Source organism: Clostridium sp. Marseille-Q2269 (assembly GCF_943736985.1).
GTDB lineage: Bacteria > Bacillota > Clostridia > Clostridiales > Clostridiaceae > Clostridium_F.
In genome coordinates this window covers 64,803-88,503 of the sequence record NZ_CALSFS010000007.1, presented here as the reverse complement: position 1 = coordinate 88,503, position 23,701 = coordinate 64,803, and the positions used below count along the sequence as shown (strand labels likewise).

At 24.5% G+C, this 23,701-nt stretch carries 25 protein-coding genes, 1 pseudogene and 1 other annotated feature (1 of these 27 running past the window's edge); of the genes and pseudogenes, 17 read left to right on the top strand and 9 right to left on the bottom strand.

Annotation, left to right across the window (positions count from 1 at the left end):
- Window positions 1-14 (bottom strand) — a binding site (T-box leader) (it extends 230 nt beyond the left edge of the window).
- Between the two features lie 280 nt (window positions 15-294).
- Entirely contained in the window at window positions 295-1,446 is a 1,152-nt protein-coding gene (locus NGI68_RS10365) for a transglutaminase domain-containing protein (RefSeq protein WP_251861408.1), read from the top strand.
- A gap of 450 nt (window positions 1,447-1,896) precedes the next feature.
- Here NGI68_RS10365 and NGI68_RS10360 read toward each other — a convergent pair whose 3' ends face one another.
- Together NGI68_RS10360 and NGI68_RS10355 are read right to left on the bottom strand one after the other, a co-directional pair.
- Complete coding sequence (locus NGI68_RS10360; protein ID WP_251861407.1) at window positions 1,897-2,496, bottom strand: ImmA/IrrE family metallo-endopeptidase; 600 nt, start codon at window positions 2,494-2,496, stop codon at window positions 1,897-1,899.
- A gap of 106 nt (window positions 2,497-2,602) precedes the next feature.
- Window positions 2,603-3,025 (bottom strand): helix-turn-helix domain-containing protein, encoded by a 423-nt coding sequence (locus NGI68_RS10355; RefSeq protein ID WP_251861406.1) that lies wholly within the window; start codon window positions 3,023-3,025, stop codon window positions 2,603-2,605.
- Between the two features lie 142 nt (window positions 3,026-3,167).
- On the opposite strand from NGI68_RS10355, the gene NGI68_RS10350 reads away from it, so the two are divergent.
- The 3 genes from NGI68_RS10350 to NGI68_RS10340 all read left to right on the top strand — a co-directional run bounded on the left by NGI68_RS10350 (window position 3,168) and on the right by NGI68_RS10340 (window position 5,533).
- A complete protein-coding gene (locus NGI68_RS10350) occupies window positions 3,168-3,368 on the top strand; it encodes a helix-turn-helix domain-containing protein (protein WP_251861405.1) in 201 nt (66 codons plus the stop codon).
- Window positions 3,369-3,621: 253 nt separating this feature from the next.
- Window positions 3,622-4,803 carry a DnaD domain-containing protein gene (locus tag NGI68_RS10345; protein WP_251861404.1) on the top strand — a complete coding sequence of 394 codons (1,182 nt, stop codon included), beginning with the start codon at window positions 3,622-3,624 and terminating at the stop codon, window positions 4,801-4,803.
- Between the two features lie 193 nt (window positions 4,804-4,996).
- Window positions 4,997-5,533, top strand: a complete 537-nt coding sequence (locus NGI68_RS10340; RefSeq protein WP_251861403.1) for a sigma-70 family RNA polymerase sigma factor — start codon at window positions 4,997-4,999, stop codon at window positions 5,531-5,533.
- Between the two features lie 188 nt (window positions 5,534-5,721).
- Here the strand turns inward: NGI68_RS10340 and NGI68_RS10335 are convergent, their stop codons facing one another.
- The gene (locus NGI68_RS10335) at window positions 5,722-6,189 is read right to left on the bottom strand and encodes a hypothetical protein (protein WP_251861402.1); all 468 of its coding nucleotides are present in this window, start codon (window positions 6,187-6,189) and stop codon (window positions 5,722-5,724) included.
- A gap of 161 nt (window positions 6,190-6,350) precedes the next feature.
- On the opposite strand from NGI68_RS10335, the gene NGI68_RS10330 reads away from it, so the two are divergent.
- Window positions 6,351-7,067, top strand: coding sequence for an NmrA family NAD(P)-binding protein (locus NGI68_RS10330; RefSeq protein WP_286010110.1), 717 nt, complete (start codon window positions 6,351-6,353; stop codon window positions 7,065-7,067).
- Window positions 7,068-7,109: 42 nt separating this feature from the next.
- The gene (locus tag NGI68_RS16960; RefSeq protein ID WP_286010106.1) at window positions 7,110-7,235 is read left to right on the top strand and encodes a hypothetical protein; all 126 of its coding nucleotides are present in this window, start codon (window positions 7,110-7,112) and stop codon (window positions 7,233-7,235) included.
- Window positions 7,236-7,432: 197 nt separating this feature from the next.
- Here NGI68_RS16960 and NGI68_RS10325 read toward each other — a convergent pair whose 3' ends face one another.
- Window positions 7,433-8,461, bottom strand: a complete 1,029-nt coding sequence (locus NGI68_RS10325) for a YncE family protein (protein WP_251861400.1) — start codon at window positions 8,459-8,461, stop codon at window positions 7,433-7,435.
- A 994-nt stretch (window positions 8,462-9,455) separates the two neighbouring features.
- Window positions 9,456-9,593 carry a hypothetical protein gene (locus NGI68_RS10320; RefSeq protein WP_251861399.1) on the bottom strand — a complete coding sequence of 46 codons (138 nt, stop codon included), beginning with the start codon at window positions 9,591-9,593 and terminating at the stop codon, window positions 9,456-9,458.
- Window positions 9,594-10,083: 490 nt separating this feature from the next.
- Here NGI68_RS10320 and NGI68_RS10315 point away from each other — a divergent pair.
- Window positions 10,084-11,357, top strand: a pseudogene (locus NGI68_RS10315) (hypothetical protein).
- A gap of 59 nt (window positions 11,358-11,416) precedes the next feature.
- On the opposite strand, the gene NGI68_RS10310 reads toward NGI68_RS10315, so the two are convergent.
- Window positions 11,417-11,914, bottom strand: a complete 498-nt coding sequence (locus NGI68_RS10310) for a hypothetical protein (RefSeq protein WP_251861397.1) — start codon at window positions 11,912-11,914, stop codon at window positions 11,417-11,419.
- Window positions 11,915-11,976: 62 nt separating this feature from the next.
- Window positions 11,977-12,204, bottom strand: coding sequence for a hypothetical protein (locus NGI68_RS10305; RefSeq protein ID WP_286010109.1), 228 nt, complete (start codon window positions 12,202-12,204; stop codon window positions 11,977-11,979).
- Window positions 12,205-13,256: 1,052 nt separating this feature from the next.
- Here NGI68_RS10305 and NGI68_RS10300 point away from each other — a divergent pair.
- The 9 genes from NGI68_RS10300 (at window position 13,257) to NGI68_RS10260 (ending at window position 20,877) form a co-directional block, all read left to right on the top strand.
- A complete protein-coding gene (locus NGI68_RS10300; RefSeq protein ID WP_286010105.1) occupies window positions 13,257-13,412 on the top strand; it encodes a subtilosin A family bacteriocin in 156 nt (51 codons plus the stop codon).
- A 103-nt stretch (window positions 13,413-13,515) separates the two neighbouring features.
- Window positions 13,516-14,880 (top strand): radical SAM/SPASM domain-containing protein, encoded by a 1,365-nt coding sequence (locus tag NGI68_RS10295; RefSeq protein ID WP_251861396.1) that lies wholly within the window; start codon window positions 13,516-13,518, stop codon window positions 14,878-14,880.
- A 6-nt stretch (window positions 14,881-14,886) separates the two neighbouring features.
- A complete protein-coding gene (locus NGI68_RS10290) occupies window positions 14,887-15,879 on the top strand; it encodes a hypothetical protein (RefSeq protein ID WP_251861395.1) in 993 nt (330 codons plus the stop codon).
- Window positions 15,879-16,850: an insulinase family protein gene (locus tag NGI68_RS10285; protein ID WP_251861394.1), complete on the top strand. Its 972-nt coding sequence runs from the start codon at window positions 15,879-15,881 to the stop codon at window positions 16,848-16,850. The genes NGI68_RS10290 and NGI68_RS10285 overlap by 1 nt, the downstream gene beginning before the upstream one ends.
- Window positions 16,843-17,583 carry a hypothetical protein gene (locus NGI68_RS10280; RefSeq protein ID WP_251861393.1) on the top strand — a complete coding sequence of 247 codons (741 nt, stop codon included), beginning with the start codon at window positions 16,843-16,845 and terminating at the stop codon, window positions 17,581-17,583. The genes NGI68_RS10285 and NGI68_RS10280 overlap by 8 nt, the downstream gene beginning before the upstream one ends.
- On the top strand, window positions 17,580-17,744 hold the full coding sequence (locus NGI68_RS10275) for a hypothetical protein (protein ID WP_251861391.1): 165 nt from the start codon (window positions 17,580-17,582) through the stop codon (window positions 17,742-17,744). Before NGI68_RS10280 ends, NGI68_RS10275 begins: the two co-directional genes overlap by 4 nt.
- Before the next feature lie 2 nt (window positions 17,745-17,746).
- Window positions 17,747-18,442 carry an ATP-binding cassette domain-containing protein gene (locus tag NGI68_RS10270; RefSeq protein WP_251861390.1) on the top strand — a complete coding sequence of 232 codons (696 nt, stop codon included), beginning with the start codon at window positions 17,747-17,749 and terminating at the stop codon, window positions 18,440-18,442.
- Window positions 18,432-19,565, top strand: coding sequence for a hypothetical protein (locus NGI68_RS10265; protein ID WP_251861389.1), 1,134 nt, complete (start codon window positions 18,432-18,434; stop codon window positions 19,563-19,565). The genes NGI68_RS10270 and NGI68_RS10265 overlap by 11 nt, the downstream gene beginning before the upstream one ends.
- Window positions 19,566-20,004: 439 nt before the next feature.
- Window positions 20,005-20,877: a polysaccharide deacetylase family protein gene (locus tag NGI68_RS10260; RefSeq protein WP_251861388.1), complete on the top strand. Its 873-nt coding sequence runs from the start codon at window positions 20,005-20,007 to the stop codon at window positions 20,875-20,877.
- 412 nt (window positions 20,878-21,289) lie between these two features.
- Here the strand turns inward: NGI68_RS10260 and rpiB are convergent, their stop codons facing one another.
- Together rpiB and rpe are read right to left on the bottom strand one after the other, a co-directional pair.
- Window positions 21,290-21,739 carry a ribose 5-phosphate isomerase B gene (gene rpiB / locus NGI68_RS10255; protein WP_251861387.1) on the bottom strand — a complete coding sequence of 150 codons (450 nt, stop codon included), beginning with the start codon at window positions 21,737-21,739 and terminating at the stop codon, window positions 21,290-21,292.
- Window position 21,740: 1 nt separating this feature from the next.
- Window positions 21,741-22,397, bottom strand: a complete 657-nt coding sequence (rpe, locus tag NGI68_RS10250; RefSeq protein ID WP_251861386.1) for a ribulose-phosphate 3-epimerase — start codon at window positions 22,395-22,397, stop codon at window positions 21,741-21,743.
- 273 nt (window positions 22,398-22,670) lie between these two features.
- On the opposite strand from rpe, the gene NGI68_RS10245 reads away from it, so the two are divergent.
- Window positions 22,671-23,684 (top strand): LacI family DNA-binding transcriptional regulator, encoded by a 1,014-nt coding sequence (locus NGI68_RS10245; protein ID WP_251861385.1) that lies wholly within the window; start codon window positions 22,671-22,673, stop codon window positions 23,682-23,684.
- Window positions 23,685-23,701 lie beyond the last annotated feature (17 nt).

Here is a 23,701-nt window from a genome sequence, read left to right as displayed (position 1 = left end):
GTCATAGCATTTATTTAATTTCTAGATCTTTACCATAACAGATTATATTGTATTTAGGTAAAGAATTTATTTATATTTTTATATTACCTAGTAATCATATATGCTTACTAAGCTTAATACTATAATAGATCATTGGAATAAATTTGTCAACCCTAATATTAATAAAATTTTAATTTGTAAACAGTATAATGGATATATTTTTATTGAATTATTATAAAATTTATGATATCTATATATAGGGGGAATCTAGCTAAATCTTGTAAACACTATAAATTTTAACAAAGGGAGATGCAAATGAAGGGTAAAAAAATTTTAAAAAGGTTACTTAAAGTATGTTTAGTAATTATTGTACTTTTAATAGTGGCAGTGGGTTTTATAAATTATAGACTTAGTAGCTATGTAAAATTACCTGAAGGGGTAGTAAGAGTTACAAATAAAGATGAATATTATAAGGCCATAGATAAAGCTATACATAATTACGATGAAAAATTAATTGTAGCTATTACTGATATGAATGATAATTCGTATTATAATATAGATACAGTTGAAAAAGTTTTAATGGATAATCCAGAATTACATGAAATTTGTACTAAGGCTGAAGGAAAACAAAAAAAATTTACTATTCCAATAGAGATGGAAATAAATTTTAAATATTCAGATGATGTAAAAACATTAAAAAATAGGGAAAAAGCCGTACAAGCTAACACTAAGGAAATTATAAAAAAAGTAATTAAGCCTGGAATGAAAGATTATGAAAAAGAAGTGGCACTACACGATTATATAGTTAATAATTCAAAATATGATATTAGAGCGGATAAAGGAACTATGCCAATGGTATCTAATACCGCATATGGAGTATTAATAAATAAATTAGGTGCTTGTGTCGGATATTCTGATGCTATGAAAAGACTTTTAAATGCTGCTGGAATAGAATCTAAAATTATAGTTGGTACTGGTAGTGATGGTGGAAAGAAAATAGGACATGCTTGGAACTTAGTTAAAATAGGAGGAGAATATCATCACTTAGATGTGACTTGGGATGATCCTATAACTGAGGATGGATCCAATACTGTTAGACATACATATTTTAATCTTTCTGATAGTCAGATAAAAAGAAACCATCAGTGGAATGGAAGCAAGTATGTTAAATGCAATAGTACAAAATTTAATTTTCAAAATTTAGGTCTATCAGAAAAAGATTATAAAGGAAATGAAACAACAACAATACATAATTATGATGAATTTTACTCTTCTATACAACAAGCTGTAACCAGTGGAAAAAGAGAAATAAGCATGAATATATTAAATTATAATAAAAATGTTTATGATTTAGAAAGTGCAGTTACTAAAATATATAGGTCTATAGGTAAAGCGGGAAGATATTCTTGGACTGAAGATAAAGATGAAATACATAATTCAAAAATTATAACCCTAACTTTTGAATAAAATAAAATATTGAAATAAAACAAGGATAGCATGTACAAATATTCAAGCCATCCTTGTTTTCATATTTTCAATAGTAAATTTATATTTATTACAATTGTAATATTTTTATTTAAAATATAAGGAAAATCTTTATGGTCATAGTATTTAAAACTATATTTAAAATATGAGGGAAATCTTTATAGTCATAGTCTTCAAAGTTATATTTAAAATATGAGGGAAATGAAATCTTTATAGTTATAGTTTTTAAAATTGTATTTGAAATAAGAGATAGATTTTTATAGTTATAGTCCTCAAAGTTATATTAAAAAAAATGCTGTAAATCATTATAGTTATAATTTTTCAAATTTATACTAGAAGTGTGAAGAAAATATTTATAGAATAATTATTGTAATCAAATTTACAATATAATATATAATTAAATCAATAATCCTTAAATATAAATTTTGTATACTATATAGACCTATAAACTAAAGAATTTTTATAAAATCTTAAATTAGAATGTTTAAGATTGGTTAATCTTTTTAATACAGCCCAGTTAGAAACATTAAAATCTGATGCAATTTCATTAATAGATGAAAATCTATAACTAAATATTTTATTTTTAGGCATAAGTAGTCTACCTGCAAATTCATTTGCTTCCAATTCTTCTATATACAAGTCTTTTTGTGTTTTACATTCTTGAGGCAATAGATAGTGTTTCAAATAAATATGACCTAATTCATGAGCTAACGTAAAATTAAGTCTACGATGCTTTGAAATTTTGAAAGGATAGTGAATTCTATTTTTATTAACCACTATTAAAAATTTGTTGCTTTTCCTTGAATATACTGTAGCTGCTTCAAATTTATAAGATAAATTTCCTAGAGACTTTATTTGTATAGGTAAGCTTTGTGTTTGTTGTATATTTAATATGATTTGTACAAAATCTAAAGGCCAGTATTTTAAGTGAAAATCCTCTGCAAAAGTATATACTGTTTTATCTATATATTCAATCCTATGCTTAGGAATTTTATCTAGAGTATAATAATTATTTTTATAATGATTAGCCATGAGATCCCTCCATATCATAAAATAATAGAAATAAGAACTTGTGTTCTATAGTTTTATTATAATATGAATTTATTACCAAGTAAAGGAAAAAAACAAGAATAAATAATTATTTATTCTTGTTCTTATCTAAATAAAAGTTTGCAAATTCTTTTATAGATTTTATATCTTCCTTAGGTAATTCAGATGTAACTCTGTTCATAATAGTCAAGATCTCAGAATCTTTTTTATGAATATTTTTTGCAAGTCTTATAGTGTCAGCAAATTCACCATCTGCACTTCTAAAAATATGTTCAGTGTATTTTTCATGCTCTATGCTTTCGTCAATATAGCCTGCTTTAATCATTAAATCTTTATAACTTATATCAAGATGAGGGGCAAGGCATTTTAATATATTAGGAGATGGATTTTGTCTTTCACCAGATTCTATACGAGAAATTTCTGTATTACTTACATTAGCAAGTTCTGCAAGTTGTCTTTGAGATAATCCTTTATCTTTTCTAAGATTTTTTAAAAATTCACCAAATTTCATAGTAAACAGCCTCCTATAAAATAATTATATAATAACCGTTGCCAGGTGGCAATAGAAAAAAATTAATATATTTGACAAGTGATTACGATATTTGATAAGATTTTATTGTAACCCAATAGAAACGAAATAAGGAGATGATAAATTGAGACCTAATAAAGAATACATTATAAATCTTATGTATAAAAATAATTGGTCACAAAATAAATTAGCCATGAAAGCTGAAGTTTCCAGTGCTACTATAAGTAGATGGATCAATGGTCAAAGAGGGGCAGGAGCTCAGTTAATAGCAGGAATAATTAAGGCTTTTCCAAATGAGCCTTTAAACAAACTATTTTTTTTATAGATATAGTTGCTATAAGGTTACACAAGTTTTTCAAATGTTAAATTATATAAGTTTATAAAATTTTTAAATAAGATTTATAAATATATAGTCTACAAATTATCCACAATGTGGATTGTTTACTTATATTGGAATTTGCTAAATAGGTAATGTTATTTAAACAGAAGTTTAAAATAAAACAATATTATAAATAGATTTAAGAAAATAATATATAGATTTTTATGTGAAATATAAAAAATATTGGAGGGGGATTGAAATGGCAAAATACAGACAGCTTTATACAGAATTTTGGAATGATAATTTTGTATTAAATCTTGATCCTGAGGAAAAATCTTTTTACATTTACTTATTAACTAATCCCAATACTTCACAATGTGGAGTTTATGAATTACCTAAAAAAATTATAGAAATGCAAACAGGATATGAAAAAGAAACTATAAATAAATTACTGAAAAAATTTGAAGAATATAAAAAAATAATTTATTCAGAAGAAACTAATGAAATAATCATATTAAATTGGGCTAAATACAATGAACCTAATAATATAAATTCAATTAAATGTGTTAATAGAGAAATTAAAAAAATAAAAAACAAAGACTTCATAAATATGTTATATAAAAAATATTTTCGCCTTGGATTGGATGTGGATAATTTGTTCTGTGAAATAGAGCATAAAAATAAAGCCGTATATAACAAAATTAACAATAGTTCCATAGATAATGAAGATAATAGTAACAATATAATTGATGATAATTCTATAGATAATGAAGATAATAGTAAAAATTCAGTTAATGATAATTCCATAGATGATGATAATTTTAAGGGTATTGTAAGGGGCTATGTAGGGGCTTATAACCCCATTGTAAGTAAAGAAATAATAAATAATAAACAAAAAATAATAAATAAAAAAGAAGAAGTAATAAGCAATAGTTGTTGTAGTAATAAAGAAGAAGTATACAGTAATAATTTTATGGATAGTAAAAAAGAGAGAGCGGGTAATATATTTAAAAATAATATATGTAAAAGTAAATCTACAACAATTGCTGCAAATGATTGCACCAATGAGGGTATACTTTCTAGAGATAATTTTAAAAACCTAAAGTATATATTATCTGTTTTTGAAAGTAATATACACAAGGTAGTGCCTATGGAGAAAGAAAAGATTTTACAGTGGACCAATAAATTTAGCAGTGAAGTTATTATTATGGCCATTGAAGAAGCCATAGGACACAACATAAAAAATATAAAATATATAGAGAAAATACTAAACACTTGGATAGCTAAGGACTTAACTTCAGCTGAAGATATAAAGGCTTATAAAACACAATGGACAGAAAAAAATAAGAAAACAAAATCTAAAGAAAAGCCAGTAGATCCTTGGGATTATGACCAGAGAGAATATGATTTTCAGGAGCTAGAGAGAAAATTATTGGGGTAGAAATAAAAATATACTTTATTACTGTGCTAAAAGGGAAGGTAGAAAAAATGAAACTGGTATTATCAGATTGTAAACTGAAAATAAAATATAAAAATGGTGATTTATAAACTATATAAAATAGTGACAAAGAGAAGATTTCTAAGTGAATTTGAATTAATAATATGTTTTTCCAATAGGAAAGGGTGGGGATTTGGTGTATAAATTATTAAAAGAGTATAGAAAAGGGAATATAGAGGCTTTAAATGAAATTATAGAAAATTTTAATCCATTGATATTAAAAGAGGCATCAAAATGGAGAATAAAAGGGTATGATTATGAAGATTTGGTACAGCATGGATATCTTTCAGTTATAAAAGCAGTTAATATGTTTAAGGATCAGGAAAGTAAATTTGTACCTTATTGCATAACTGCCATAAAAACCAACTATAAAGCATTACTAAAAAAAGAAATAAAGCATCACAGGGAAATGCCAGATGAAAATATATTAAACAAAGGAGAAGAATATGAATTTACTATAGAAGATGAGTTAGTAGCTTATGAAAAAATAAAAGAATTATATAAGGCTATAGACAGGCTAACTGAAGAAGAAAGAAAAGTTATAGATGAATTTTATATTAAAAATAATAGCCTTAATAAAGTGGCAAAGAGTATAGATAAATCCTATAATTCTGTAAGATATACTAAAGATAAAGCAATAAATAAGCTTCAAAAAATTCTTAAGGATAGGTAATTAAACATTGAAAAATAAGAAAATATAAAAATCAGATTGGATAATATAGATTATAGAGTATATAGATAAGATAGAGATAATAAAGGTAGGGGAGTCATGGGAAAAGAAAACTTTTAATAGATGATAACACAAGATTATTAAAAGTTTTTTTAAAGGCTTGAAGAATTATTTATTCATAATTGTAATAATTATATCTTACTTCCATAAATATTATAATGAGAAAGTTTTATAGGAAGATCAGAATTTATTTCAATATCAAATTTACCACTTATATTTCTACCAGCAATTCTAATAATATATTCTCCATCTTTTGGGGTGGTAAATTTTAAATCTTTTTTACTGGATTTATCAATAATAATAATTTTACGATTCGAGTCTAGTACTTGAATGTGAAGTTTGCCTTTGGTAATTTTCGAGTTGTTTTTTATAGTTATTTTATTGTCTTTAACAGAATTAAATGTTATTAATGACCAGGCCCCTTTGAAATCAGAAAGATCAAAGCTTGCACCATTGTCAGTATATTTTTCATTACCCAAGTATTCAACATCCACAGAATCTTTGGTTAGTGCTAAATAGTTATTGGAACTAATAAAAATATAAATAATTCCAATAATTATTGCTAAACAGATGATTTCTATTTTTCTTGATTTTGTCATACACACCACTATCCTTTACAGTATAAAATTTCTGCCTAATAATATTATAATACCAATATTTTACAATATCAATAGGGGTTGGGATTGAGGGGAATGTTGATAACGATTAATGTTTCATATTTTATATTTATTTTTTTTAATAAAGTTTACTCTTTGAATCAATAGACTTTGATTTTAAAGACAAGACCACTTTTCACAAAGCTTTGAAAGATGTAGACAGGGTGTTTCTTATGAGACCGCCCCATCTTGGAAAACCAGATGATCTCTATCCATTTATAGATGAGATTAAAGCTCATAATATTAAGTTAGTATCATTTCTTTCTTTAATGGGGGTTGAAAATAATACAATACCTCCTCATCATAAGATTGAAAAATATATTGAAAAGCTAGAAATTCCTTATGCCCATGTTCGCCCAGGATTATTTATGCAAAATTTATCTGGCATTCACTCTGTGGAAATAAGAGAGAAAAATGAGATTTTTATTCCAGCAGGGAAAAGTAAAACTAGCTTTATAGATGCAGCTGATATAGGACTTGCAACAGCCATTTTACTTCATGAGCCGGAAAAATACAAAAATACTGCCCATACAATAACGGGATCAGAGGCTTTGGATTATTTTCAAATTGCAGAAATTTTAACTGGGGTGACAGGAAGAAAAATAACATATTTAAGACCTGGATACTTAAAATATAGAAGTTATTATATTAATAAACGAGGACTTGATAAAACATATGTAAATGTTACTGTTGCTTTATATTTTATGACAAGAATGGGCACAGCTAAAGAAGTTACAAATTGTTTTTATAAATTAACAGGTAGAAAACCTCGTACATTTGAAGAATTCGCAATAGATAATCTTAAATATTTTATTAAGTAATATTACTAAAGTATTAAATTAAACGATGGACAAGCAACCTAAATGAGATTATCATTTAGTGAAGGTCCTTTAAACATTATAAAAGGAGTTCACCATCTTACTGTATCAATGCAAGGAAAAGGTGTGTTAAAACAAATTGTTTTGGAAAAAAATATGTTCCATAATTAAATAATTTTAAAAAACTTATAAAGTAAGTAGATGTATTGATCATTTTACAATTTATCTACTTACTTTTTTAATATATAATATTAAAGTTACTATATGTATTATGGATAGACTTCATGATTAACTATGGGCAAAAAAGAAACTATAAACTGCACTCTTTTTATTTGGCGTACAATTTATAGGTATCAGTTTACTTACATTTATTTTTTATTATTTTTTACTACTACTAAATTAGCAGGATATATATCATTACCTTCGTCTTCGCATTTACCTAAATCAATATCACCTATTTTTTTCCTAGTATTGATATCAATTACTGTTATAGTATCACCATCAAAAGTATCTTGAACTTTTTTACCTATATGGTTAACATAAGCTAACCCGTTTTTATCAATTTCAATACTATTACAGCAGGGAGGTAATTTAATTTCTTTCTCAAAGTCTCCATTAATATTATAAATACTTAGTTTTGGATTACTAATTTGTTTTTCAGGAATTATATCACTAACCATATAAAATTTATTTTTTGGAGTTAACTTTATATCTAAAGGACTAAAATTTAATCCTTTAGGAGTTAATACCTTAACCTGATTATTGTTTACATTAATTGATGCTATATAATTATTTGGAAGATTTTTAAATCCGTAATAAGTTCCATCAATAACTGCAGTATAAATATAGTTATCTTTTATTGAGTAACCATTTATTTCTCCTTTTATAGAAAAAGATTTTTTACAAGTATCATTAACTGTATTAACTTCTGCAAAATGAATACCATTTTTATTATATTCATAAGGTTGAATTACCATCATTGAATAAACTTTTTTATGATTTAAATCACTTATAAGACGAGTAGGACCGTGTTCACTTTTTATTTTGATATATTTCTTAATTTTACCATTTCCAACAACAGCAATTTTATTACTTAGATTATTACCATTATGTTCTTTATATATAGAACAATAAATTTTATTATCTACATAGCACATAGAATCCATAGTTAGTCCTTTTTTTTGAAAAGATATATCTTTAGATTTACTATACTCTATATGTCCATTTTTTATATTTTTTATTTGAACATATTTCAAATTACTATTTGATTGTACATATATATCATATAATGAATCTTTTGAAACATCTTTTTTATGATTAAAAATATTTATTATACAAACCGATAATAAGGCTATTAAAGTAATACTTATAATTACAATTAGATTTTTTTTCCTCATTGATATTTTCTCCTTTGTGAATTATTGCTATATTTTTATAAAATATGTAGCAATATTTATTGTATAATATTATACAATAAATATTGTAATTTTATCAATGTTATTACTATTTTCTATAAATACTGAATATATGATTTTAAAATGGCAATAAAAATTTTATATAAGAAATAAAGAGAAATTTATATTGATGGTATTTTCAAATATTGATTTTATTTGTACACCATAAGATGGAAGCATTCGGGTAACTAGGCCGTGGGAGAAACAATTTTATTAACATCATTAAATAAAATTTAAATATGTATACAGAAATCAATGTTCATATAACTTAACAGAACTTAAATTTTCATAAGGAGGGAATGAGCCAATTATGAACAAAAATATAATAACAATTGTATTTATTATAATAGGTTTAATTTATGTAATATCATATTTGATTTATAAAAAAATAAGTACTAACTATAAAAAAGGGGTTAAAGCTCTTTTAATTATTGGAGTATTATTAATTATAAACCAACTATTATGTTATTATAGTTCTTTATCATATAATTTTCAGTTATTCACAAGTATTGTTATAATGGGAATGTTTGGCATACTTAATTCACTAATATCAAATAAATTATGACTTATATTTGATATTTTACAAATTTGAAAATTTAAAATGTAGATATGGCAATAGATACTTTGAGTTTATAGAATTTTATATAAAAAATAAATAACAATGCTGTTAAGAATATTATTAACAGCATTAAGTATATTATTTTAATATTTATTTAATAAGTATAAACTTGATATACTTATTAATAGAGAAAAAATAAGCATACTTGAATCCATATTAGTTTGTTTATTAAATAATTTCCAATAAGCAAGAACCATAGTGGATATAATTGATATAACTATCATAATATGTTTACTTGTAATGCATATATTATTGAATTATATTTTAATAAAAATCACCTCTGATTTCATTTATATCCACGATAAAATCCCAGTGCAGCTAATCAATCTCCAGTTCAGTTGCTCTATCTAATGTACTTACCTCTGCTGTAATTAAAGCATCAGTAATCCATCCATCAACATTAACTCTTGTTATTGTTAATGGAAGTAAACAAAACCATTTATTTAATTTATACACAACAAAGAATACTACATATTATGAATTTATAATCATAACGTATCTTTCAGTATTAAATTAAATTTGATGTTAATTATTTGACACATGATACAATTATTAAGATCATAACTCCTGATATAAAAGCAGAGAGCCTTTCTATACTGTAATTTTTTCTAATACTATTAATAGCGATAATTAACATAAATAATATCAATGCATATTGTTTAATAAAATTAACCATATAATATTAATCTTCTCCTTTGTTTTTTATTGTAATTATAATATAAATTTAACATGATAATTGAAAGGAAACAACCAATTTATAGTGGTATATAGATTTAATTTCATTTTGTTTTTAAATTGAGTTTATATAAGTATATTGATATAAAGTAAAATAGTTAAAATGTTACATATGTTACATTTATAATATTTACATGGAATTATAACCAAATTATTTTGTTAGAATCACTTTTTGTTTGAAATAAAAAATTTTATACTAAGGAGAAATTTAATGGAGTGTATACATAAAAAAAGTAAGAAAAATAACATATATTTTAAAATAATAACTTTGTTAGGAATACTGGCGCGTATTTTTTTGTGTTAAAAATACCCTGTGAACCTATATCTGATTTTCAAAAATATCAACAGATAGCTACTAATATATTTATGGGAAAAGGTCATTGCTATTTAGGACAACCTGTGGCTTTTCAACCAATGGGATATCCGTTCTTTCTAGGAAATTTTTATATATTAATGGAAGATAATAATATAATTCTTTCTTTAATCACATTAATAATTGTTTTGAGAATATTATTTAAAATATATGATAATAAAAAAACAATATTTCTAACTTACATTATTATAACTTTTTTACCTAACCATATTTTCTATAACAATGTATTAGGATCAGAGATTTTAATAACTTTACTTTTAGCTATTATAATATATTTGCAATTATGCAATTTTAATAATAAGTTTAGATATGGATTAATTGGTATATTTATTGGGCTTGCTACTTTGACTAAACCTTTTTTTATTTTGTATCCTATAGTAGTAGCTGTAGTTCAATGGTTAAAAAATAAGAATATAAAGGAAACAAGTAAAATATTTTTTGCTTCTTTTTCAATAACATGTTTAATAGTTGCTCCTTGGGCTTATAGAAATTATAAAAATTTTAATTTGTTAATCCCAGTATCTTATAATGGTGGTTATGTACTATTTATTAATAATAATAGCGACAATAAAAATGGAGCATGGATGCAGATAGCAGATATACATACATCACAGAAAGTAAAAAACCAATTTAAAAAATATGACTTTAATTATAAAAATAATGCTGAAAATGAAGTAAGTCAAGTTATGTTAAAGCCAGAATTAAATAATTTATTTAAAAAACAGGCTGAAAAATGGATAGTAAATCATCCTATAGATTTTGGTGAGCTAGGAATAAAAAGGATGAAAAATACATTTTTTAATGGTGCAGGGGATATATATCAATGGGGAATGAATAATAATAAAATGGAAAATAGGAATTCATTTTTAAAAAGTGAATTTATGATAAATAATACAAATAGTTTTATTTATATATTAAGTTTTTTCGGGTTTTTCTATGTTATATATAATTTTAAAAGTATATTAATTAGTTTTTTTAAGAAAAAACCTACTATAGATTACATAAAATCAATATTATTCTTTAATATTTCATATTTTATAGCTATTACCTTTGTTTTCGAAGGGCAGCAAAGATATAACTTTCCCATATTGTTTTTATGTACAATTAAATAACAATGAAAGTGAAAATATGATGAAAAATAAAAAGATGCAAAATTAATTATTGCATCTTTTTATTTGGATTTACGCTTTTTATAAGATATATTAAAATATCCTTTTGTATTTTCCCCAATTACGTTTATAAACAATTTACCATCATAATTTATTTTTACTGTTTTTTTATACTCTCCATTTGTAACTGCATCAGCTAAAACCTTATTTTTTTCATCTTTTATTTCTATTTTTAACTTTCCTTCCTTTACTTCAGAGCTAATTTTAAATAATAGTTCAGTTCCTTTAGAAACTTTTAAGGATCTAATTTCAGTACCATTGAATTTATTATAAGAAGTTCTAAAATCATTTCCTGAACTATTATCTGTCCATATGATTTTTTCACCACTTTCTTTTTCAATCTTATAGTGGCTTGAGTTATTATTAGAAAAATTAATTAATGTAGTAGGCCTAGATTCTTTCTGTAATTTAAAAGATAACTTAGTTAAACCAAATGCTATAACAAGAACTAATATAGAACATATTAAAATTGTTGATTTACGGTTGTATTTTCTTTTCATAATATCAGACCTTTCTATTAATAGTTAGGTTCTATTATTAAGAATAGTAAATATGCAATAAATTATGCTTTCAAGTCCTGTGAGTTTACTAATTTGGTAGAGTTTTTAAACAGATTAATTAAAAGTATTGCTGTAACTATTAAGCCTGTACCAATATATACAAACACATAGTTTTTAGTATAAGATAAAGCTATTGGCGTTAATAGAGAACCAAATAGATTATATACTATATGACATAATATGTTTGACCATATAGAATTAGTACTAATATATAAAATACTTAATATAATTCCTAGGATAAATTACAATTATTATATTTTATAAAGTATTTAAAAAAGTTCGTTATAATTATAATAATAAATTGGAGCTAGCTCAATAATTTTCCTGGAAATAAATATTTTAAATGGACAACTAAAAAGTCATAGAATATGCTAGTAAAAATATCTAGCATATTCTATGACTTTTTTATTTAAATAGAAGACTATTTAAATTTATTTCTTATCCTCTTATAAAAATAAATTAAATAAGGTGTCACTTTACTATTACTTTATAGTTATAAGAAAATACAACTATAAAGTAACAAAATTAATTTTTATAAAAAACATAAATGTAACGGGAATGGCTGGTTAATGTTTTAACATTTATATTTTTTTACAAGTGGATTATTATTTGTAGAATTCATATAAAATTTTATGTTTACTATTTAAACTATTGTCTTTTTTTAAAACCTAAGGTTTTATGGTAGAAAAATAACGAGGATATAGAAATAACTTTGTTATAATTATAACAAAGTAAGGTAAAAAAGTAAAGCTATATAAACAAAGTAAAGTTAAATTTATTATAGGTAATAAAATATAAAAGAATAATAAAAAATTAATATTAGAATAGATAAAAGTATATTAAAAATAGATTAAAAATAGATTTAAAAAAATAAAAAATCACTTGTTTTAACAATTTATTTATAAAATATATAATAAAATAGATGAAGATGCCTAAAGAATAACCATTTATTAGGTGTATATTAATTATTAAATTTTGGTTAACAACATTTTGTTTTTCATAAAAAATATTGTTATAAAAATCACTTACAAATCCTTTATTTGCAACTGCTTTTCTACATTATTTCACATATGAATATAAAACATATTAAAAATCTATATATATCTAAAAATATGATTAATTCCATGTTTCACACTTGCAAAGATATAAAAAAAAGACTATTATGGATACAGTAATCAAATTATGAATATATTACCAATTAATAGTGTACAAGCTAAAATTTTGGTAGTATACCATGATTTAGCTTATCCAGAAGAATCATTTAAAAATTGGAGGTAATAAAATGGAAAACATGAAAAATAAAAATATTGAAAAGGCTCAAATCATAGATAATAAATATTGTGCATCATGCTCAATTGGTGCTATATGCTTAGCAGATGGTCCAGTTCCTGATTTTGAAGTTGCTGGTATTGCAGCACTTTATGGCATAGCTAACTAATATACTTATTTAGAAATATTAAATAAATATATCAAATAAATAAATTAAATTAAAATTATTCTTCTGGATAAGAAGATTACACTATTATAAAGAGGTGTTCATATTGTCAGATCTAGAAAATCAATACATAGTATTAAATAAAAGAATAGTTATGTATCTAACTAAAAATAATTATAATTTATCTGTTGAACAAGTAAATGATGAAAAATCTGATTATAATTTTTTTGGAATTAATGAAACAGGTAAAGTAATAGTAGAAGAAATAACTGGTATGGAAACTTTAGCTGAATTTGAAAAACGTATTTGCAATAAATTAGACATAGACTATGATGAAAATATAGATTGGATTCAAAAGTATTTATTAGAACTAAAGGGCCGTAACATACTTGAATTTAAAGAACATCCGGAAAAATCTTTTATATGGAAAGTAATAGGTGACAAACAAATTATTTCACCAATGCATGTAACAGTAGAACTGACAGATAGCTGTAATTTATCTTGTAAGCATTGTTATTTAAGTGCTTCTAGTAAAAATCATAATTTTTTTGACATAGAAAAATTTAGAACATTGGTAAAAAAATTAAAAGAAAATAGAGTTATTAATGTAGAATTAACAGGTGGAGAAATATTTGTTAACCCTGATAATTATGAAATTATTAAATTAGCTTTAGAAAAGTTTGCAACAGTAGGAATATTAACTAATGGAACCATATTAAATGAAGATATTATATTATTACTACAACAATATAAAAAGAAAGTAATTTTAAATGTATCAATAGACAGTGTAGATCCTAATAAGCATGATTCTTTTAGAGGAGTTAAAGGTGCATTTGAAAAAAGTTGCAATAATATAAAAAGGTTAGCAAAGGCTGGTTTAACAGTTAGAATGGCTTCTTGTATTTTTCATGATAATATGTGGGAAATTGATAAGTTAGCAGCACTAGCAACAGAATTAGGAGCTAAAGTGTTTACTTATAATTTTATTGAAAACTTTGGTAGAGCTAAAACCTTCACTGATGGGAAAGAAAAAATAGATTCTGAAGCTTCAGATAAGTATTATAAATATATACAAGATACTATTAAAAAATATAAAGAAATAATACCAATTATAGAGTCAGAAAATTACTTAAGTGGATTAAAAAATTGCGGCGCAGGTACTGTTTCTATAGTAATTGGAGCAAATGGTAATATAAGACCTTGTGTATTAACACCAAAAGAGATCTCTCTAGGAAATGTATTTAATGAAGACTATAAAGAAATATTTGAAAAAGATATATTTAGTGATATATCATCCATAAAACCACCTAATACAAATAATGGCTGTGATAAATCTTGTAAAGATTATTATACATGTAGAGGTTGCTATTTAAAGGCTTTAAATATAAATTCAAAACGAGAGAAACCTTGTGATTGGGTTGTTTCTAACAATTTAAACAATATATTAAATTGGTATACAAGGACTTGTTAAATCATGATGAATAATAAAAATAAGGTTGAAACGAAGGTTTTATATAAAGATATGGGAACTTATATAAATAAAGATAGTATACAATTATTTTTAAATACTAATAAGCATTTGTTTCAAATGGAATTATTTTCTTTAAATATTATAGGAACTTGGAATTGTATGTTATATGGTAGAAATAAAGAGATATTAGTAAGTATTACATATTATGAAGATACAATATTAAATATTAAATCCTTTAATGATATTTTTAAAAAGATTATATTAAAATCCAATACTCCTAAATATGAAGAGTACATTAGTTTTTCTAAAACAAGGAATAAAAATAATATTATGGATGTAGTGTTAAACCATATTCATAAAGAGAATATAGAATTAGTTAATAAAGATGAATATTATAATGAAATTAAATATTTAAAAAACAAATTAATAGAGGGGTTTAAACCTGATTATAATAGGAAGGTATTTAAAGAAAATATACATGCAGCGGATTGTTTAGAAACAATAAATAAAGGAAATCTATCTTTTATGGGAATTTATATAATTAATAAGGATAAATATAATGATGGCAAAGAATTTATTGTTTTTAAGATACTAGAAAAATATATTGGTGATAATGATACGGATAGTATTTATTTTAAATTTAGAGAAAAAGGGAAAATATACACCGGAATTTCTAGTTATATAACATCAAAGGGCTTATTTTTAACAGGCATTATAGGTAACTACAGTGAAGAATTATGGAATAGTATTTTAAAAGAATTGTTACATATGGAAATAAATGAGGAAAAACTTTTCTTAGCTAAGGAAAAATTAATCAATGAAATAAAATATCTTATTTTTGAATATGGAACTGCATATATACTAGAGCCTTATAGTAGATATATAGGAAAGAACATAACTAAAGAAGATATATGTGATTATATAGATAAGATAAATATAGATATCATTAATGATTTTTTTAACAAAATTATTATAAAAAAAATAAAGGTGGCTGTATAATGGAGCTTACTTTAAATAGGTTAGAAAAAAAATCATCAAATCAGTACCTATACAAAATTGATGAAGATGTAATTGTAATGAAATATTTAATTCCAGTTGGATATAAGTCTAAAAATATTTCTTGTGGATACGCCCATTTATTAGAGCACATGTATATAAATTCTAATTATAGTTATTTAAAAGATATAGAGAAAAAAGGTGTAAGATTTAATGCCACCACCACTGAAAATTTAATTGAGATTACTTTAATTGATGCTACAGGAAAATTATTGTTGGATAAATTAAAAGATGTTCATAAAGATATGTTTTTATATTCTACTTTTAACGAAAAACAATTGCAGTTAGAAAAGAAAACTATATTGCAAGAACATAACATATTAAAAAAAACTTTAGGTACTAAAAATGCTGATTTTATGATTGGTACTGAAAAGGATATAGATAGTTTTTACGTAGATAAATTGAATAAATATAGTAAAGTTATAAGAGATAAAAATATAAAGATAATTTTTTCATCTTTATCAATTAGTGAAAATACAGGTAATAAAGAAAATATTAATAAAAAATGTAATTGGATTGACCATATTATGATTTTAAATATTACTAATTATAAAGGGGAAACCCATATATTACTAGAAGATAACTGTAGTGGAAGAATTTTATTTTACTCACTACATATTTTCTTTGATGAAATTTTAAAATTAGGTTCCCCAAGTTATAACACAAAACATAATAAATTTGAAATTATTTTACCTGTAGAATATGATTTATTTAAAGAGTATGTTTTAAAATATAAAATGAATTCTTTAATTAGGTATAAATTAAAAACTAATATTTCCTTTAAATTTTTATGTGATGAAGTTAGAAATATCATAAATTTAATATATGTTCCCTACGGTGACTGTACTTTTATAGATGAAAGCTTCTACTTAAAAAATTGGGAAAAAGTAATTGGAGAATATGCTAATGAGTAAGAAAAAAGTTATTATAACAAAATTATTAATATGTTTTTTATTTTCTATGTTGTGTTATTTAACAGTAATAATGAAACCTAGTTTTGTAATAGAATTTAGTAATAGGAATTTTATATGTATTTCTATAATATTAATACAGATAATCATACTTTCTTATATAGGTGCAATACAAATGCATAATATACAAAAGCATTTATTTGAGCAGCCTGAATTAATATATTCTTTTATGGATATATTAAATTATCAATTATTTATATTTTCAATAGTATATTTAATTAGTAATATACTTCTAAGAAATAATGTAAGTTTTATTAATAATTATTTAGGTAAATATAGTATTGCAATACAGGCAATAACTTTTGTATTAGTAACAATATTTTATGGATTAAAAAACAGGACAAATATTAAAAATACTATGATTAAAATAATGGTAACATCTATACTAATTTTTTCTTCTAGTATTTTAGAATTAATATTTATAGCCATATATTTAAGTATATTATTTTTAATTACTAACATTGTTGAAAAAATAGCTAAAGTAAATATATATAATTGCTTTAAGGTTGTAATGGTAGTGGAAGGGATATTTGAGTTTATGATCTTGTTAATTGGAGTTAAAACACATAATTTAAACTTAATTACAATATGTATCACAGGTGTTTTATTCTATATATTATTTAAATTATTAATAATAGAAAAAAATAATTCTATAGAAAAGGGGAGTGTTCTATGAATAACAATAGTAGAAAAATATTTAGAATTATAATAGGCATTATATGGTTTATAGGAGCAATTTCATTTGGATTAAGAAAACAATATCTTCTTTCAATACTTTTTGTAATAGTTGGTATAGTATTTATAGTAAACTCATTTAAATTAGGAAAGAATAGCTAATTATGCTTACAATACAGGGACTTCAGGCTTGGTATGATAAAAATATCCCCATTCTTTCAGATATATCATTTACCTTAAGTGATAATAGTGTGGTAGGATTGTTAGGATTAAATGGTGCAGGAAAAACCACCTTGCTCAATACTATTTCAGGGGTACACTCAGGATATAAATATTCTAAATTAAATTATAATGGAGAAGATTTCAATTTTGAAGATATAAAATGGAAGAAAAAAAGATATACAGTTTTTACTGAAGAACAGGCATTTTCCTATTGGTCTTTCAATGAGTATTTGCATTTTATAGAAAAGGTTTATGATAAAAAAATAAATAACAATCATTTGGAAGAATTAATAAAAGGATTTACGTTTGAAAAATACATAAATTATCCTATGAAAGACTTATCTACAGGAAATAAAAAAAAGGTATTTTTAATTACAGGTTTCTCTTTAGAACTTCCTTTTCTTATACTAGATGAGCCTTTAGATGGATTAGATTTTTTATCTTCTAATTTTTTATATGAAGAAATTTTACAATATAAGAAATTTGGAACAATACTTATGAGTTCACATATTGCTGAAAGTATTGAAAAGACATGCCACAAAGTAATTATACTAAAGGAGGGACATTGTAAGTTACACAATTTAAGTAAAACAGAGAATCTTACTGATTCTTTGGAGGTATGGTTACATGATAAGTAAGATTTTTTTAAAAGATATGATAACCAAAAAGACCATTGAAAGATATATTATTGCAATACTTTTATTTTATATAGCTTGCATAGAATATTTAGGTGCTTTTATAAAACCTATAATTAATGAAAAAACTTTAATATGGATTACTGTAGTGGTTACTATTACATCTAATGCTTACATTATTCATACATATTCTTTATTTGAAAAGGTAAAAAATTACATTTCATTACCAATAAATAAAAAAAGATTTTTACTATCATTTACTTTTTCATTAATAATAATTTCTTTATTAGAGAGAATTTCATTTATTATTGTAATTGCTTTTCTCTATGTTTATAATCCGTTAGAAAACATTTTTTTAATTATTTCCACAGTCATACTATGTATTGAGATAGATGTATGGATTCTTTTATTATTAAATAGAAAAAGAAAAGTTCAATGGATTCCCCTTATATTCCTTTTATTATGTATTATACTATCCTTTATTTTACATATTTCAATATTAAATAAGTTTTTAATATTATATCTTTGTATAGTAATTTCACTAATTAGTATACTGAAAAAAAATAGTTTAGATATAGCTATAAGGAGAAATAATAGAAATATATTAGGAAAATTAAGGTATAGCAAAAATTATTTTTTAAAGGTTTTTATAAATGAAAAAATCTATTTGATAAATACTTTTATGTTAATAGCTATAGTCTGTTTTTTAACATTAATAAGTAAAAGTAATTATATAATATGGTGCTTAACTTGGTCTATAGGAGCTATTAATACACCTATATTAACCATGTTATCTGGAGATTTATATATTAGAAAACAGGCCAATATGCTGCCAAATGATTCAACAAGTATATGGAATATGTATAAAAAATTTCTTGGATCATATTTTTTATGTGGCAATATATTAATTTTTATATTAAATATATTTACAGGTAGTATGCCTTTTATATTAAATATAATCACATTTATCTTATTATCCATTATAGAACCAATAATAGGTTATCTATTAGAATTAAAGATTCCCTTGCTAAACTGGAAAACAAAACAACAATTATGGAAACATCCAAGAAAATATATTTTACCCTTAATTATTTTTTTGTTAACTAGTTTAATAGGATTATTTTAATTATAATTAGGAAATATTGATGAATTATTTTGATGATTCCTATATAATTATTTTTATTTAATGTTAATAAATCAAGAATAAAAAGTGAATAATAGATATGATGGGGTCTGTGGCATTAAAGAATTTAAACACAATGTATTGTGGAATTTATTCTTAGTGCCACAGACCTTTTTAAATACTAACCAAAATGTTAGTATCTATCAAATTAGTGCGTAATTGTATTAATACTATTACAGATATATAATTTAATCATCATCATAGGATTTTGTTTATAAAACAAAAGACAAATGGAAGAGATTTTATTAGCTTTGTTCATTGATTTTTCTCTCATCTCTAGGAGTTAATATGTTTGTAGAGAAACTATTATATTTCAATAAGTTGAGAGAAATCAATGTTCATATAACTTAACAGAACTTTATCTAAGGAAAGGAGAATGGAAATGAAAAATAATGAATATTTTTGGCCCAATGGAGCAAGACTTGTAATAAGCTTTTCAATGCAATTTGAAACAGGAGGACATCCAGCTGGAGCTAGTAGCCCTTTTTCCATAAGTCCTTTGCCAAAAGGGTATCCTGATTTGCCGGCAGAAAGCTGGTTTCGATATGGTGCCTTTGAAGGTATTCCCAGAATGCTTGACTTGTGGGATAAGCACAACATAAAAGTTACTTCTCATGTTGTTGGAAAAGCCGCAGAAAAATATCCACATCTTGCAAGGCGAATTGCAGACAGTGGACATGAGATTGCAGCTCATGGTATTGTTTGGGATGACCAGTATAACAAGTCCTATAAGGAAGAATTAAGTTTTATTAAGGAAGGTGTGGATTTGGTAGAGCAGATCACAGGCAAGCGAGCTGTTGGTTATAATTGCAACTGGTTACGTCGTAGCGTCAACACCTTAAAGGTTTTGCAGGAGCTTGATTTCTTATATCACATTGATGATTTGAGTCATGACGAGCCATTTATCACTAATGTATCAGGTAAAAGATTTGTAGTTATGCCATATACTATTCGTAATAATGATATTGTAAATTTAGAGGTAAAAAATTGGTCTCCTAACCAATTTGCAGCACAATTGAAATACGAATTTGATCACCTTTATACAGAAGCCGGAACAAAGAGAAGGATGATGTCTGTTAGCTTGCACGACAGAATAGGAGGAACACCTGCTGTAATATCAGTTATTGACGAGTTTATTAAATATGCAAAATCCCATGAAGGGGTAGTGTTTATGCGTAAAGATGAAATAGCAAATCTTATTAAGGATGATCCCAATACACCAACTTGTGACAGTGAACAGGAATATAACAATTAATAGAGTATAAAAATTAACTTAATATAGTATAAAATAATCTGTGTAAACTCCATAATATTTTTAATAAAAGTGGAGAGTGCACAGATTATGTTTTTGGAAAAAAATTCATTAAATGCAACCTATGTTGCTCATACTTTAACGACTTATGCTTATAATGGTTAATAGTTGATTTTTTTATATTGAAACTATTTCATATTATAGTTTACTTTATATGAGATCTTAAGAATTAATTTTTTAGTGAAAACAAATTCTAATGTAATATTTGTTTAATAAGATTATATGTAAATCTTCCAATAAAAGAAAGAAGACGAGCTTAGGTTTAATTTTAACAAATATTATAGTTCCTGTTTTAAATATATGGATTATATTTAAAACAGGAACTATAATATAAGGATTGGCTTTTTATTTATTATTATTTACTTTGTTTTTCCTCTATTGATTTAATCATTTCAACTCTTTTTGTATGTCTATCATGTTCAAATTCAGCATTTAACCAAGCATTAACTATCATTTTAGCTAGTTCACTTCCAACAACCCTTGAACCAAAAGCTAATATATTGGTGTTATTGTGTTGTTTTGAAAGCATAGCAGAATAAGGTTCACTACATACCACGGCTCTTATTCCATTTACTTTATTTGCAGAAATAGATATGCCAACACCTGTACCACATATTAAGATACCACAGTCAACTTCTTTATTAACAACAGCATTAGCTACAGCTTCTCCGTAAATTGGATAATCAGTTCTTTCAGTGTTGTCATGACCAAAATCAACTACTTTATGGCCTAAGCTTTTTACATATTCAATTATTTCTAGTTTTAGATCGTAAGCTACATGATCATTTCCTATTCCTATGTTCATTTTACACCTCATAATTCTTTAAACTTTTTATAATTGTTTTATAATCTTTTTCTTTACCAAATAGTGCAGATGTGCCTAATATAAATCCATCTACCCCAAGGTTTGAAAGTTCTTCAATTTTTGTAGGGGATATTGCCCCATCCACCATTAGTTTAAAATGAAAGGTTTCTTTTAGATCCACCAAAGCTTTTATTTTATTGTTTACAAAGTCTAAATATTTTTGACCAGCAAAACCTGGATTTACTGTCATAACCATTAAGTAATCAACTAATGGTAATAATTCTTTAATATTATCTATTGAAGTGCCGGGATTTATTGCTATGCCTGCTTTTTTATTAGCAGCTTTAATTTTACTCAAAGATCTGGTAGGATGCTTGTCTGCTTCTGGATGAATATAAATTATATCTACACCTAGATTTATAAATAAATCTATATAGTTGCCTGGATTTTCAATCATTAAGTGTGTATCTATTAGTTTTTTTGTGTTTTTTCTTATGCATTGAACATCTTGAGTCCCCATACCAAAGTTGGGAACAAAGCTTCCATCCATTATATCTATATGGAATATATCTGTTCCTGCTAAATCTAGATTATTAACTTCATCTTTTAATGAGTCATAATTGGCACACATCATGGAAGGACAAAGTAATTTTTCCATTTTAATATTCCTCCTAAATTTAATTTATTAATGTGATGTAAAATTAATTTTGAGTAATTTTTGGGTAAACGATTGCTCAAATTTGATTTTATTATCTCATCACTAATTAGGCTTGTCAAGAAAAATATAAAAATATTAGAAGTATAGGAATTAAGGGCTTTGGTATTAATAAATCATAGAGAAATGAAAAGTACCAATAAAATATATGTACAATTAATTATGTATTTGCTATGATTTAAATAGTATGTTAATTACTCAAATGGAGGAAAAACTATGAAAAATAATAAAAAAATATCCCTAAAAGAAATAGCAGAATTAAGTGGAGTATCAATTGCTACTGTTTCTAGAGTCCTCAATAATAATGGTAGATTTTCAGAAGAAACTGGTAAAAGAGTAATGGATATTATAAAAGAGCATGATTATACTGTTAACATGGCTGCTAAAAGCTTAAGAGTTAGTAAATCAAAAACAATTGGTGTAATAGTGCCTGATATAAATAATGAATTTTTTTCTAATGTGGTTTTAGAAATAGAGAAATTCTTTTTTGACAAAGGATATTCTGTCTTTATATGTAATACAAATCAAGATGAGCTAAAAGAAGAAGCTTATTTTAGAAGCCTGGATTCTAAACTTGTGGATGGTATTATATGTATATCAGGTCGTGAGAATATTCCTTTAGATGTTATAAAAAGAAATATACCTATAGTTTGCATAGATAGGAAGCCTAAAAGTGATACTAATGCAATATATGTAGAGTCTGATCATTATTTAGGTGGATTTATGGCAACAGAAGAGCTTATAAAAAAAGGATGCAAACGTATTTTAACAGTAACAAAAGGGAAAAGTTTATCTGTTAATAACCAAAGACTTCAAGGATATAAAGATGCCTTAATAAAATATGGCTTTTCTGTAGATGATAATTTAATTGTAAAATTAAGTGATACCAGATCTAACTTTGAAGAAGCCCGGGATATGGTTACATATTTAATAAAAAAAGGTTTAGAATTTGATGGTATTTTTGCCACTAATGATTGGAGAGCTCATGGAGCTTTGGTAGCATTACAACAAAATAACATTTCTGTTCCCCATAAGGTGAAAATTGTAGGGTTTGATGGTATATCTATATCTAAATTTTGCTATCCACCTATAACAACAATATATCAAGATAAAAAGAAGATTGCGCTGGAGGCTTCAGAACTACTTTATAAACTTATAAATGGAGAAGAAATTATAGATGCAAAACATGTTGTTATTCCTGTTTCATTAGTGGTAAGAGGAACTACTTAAAATCAGTATTTATCTTC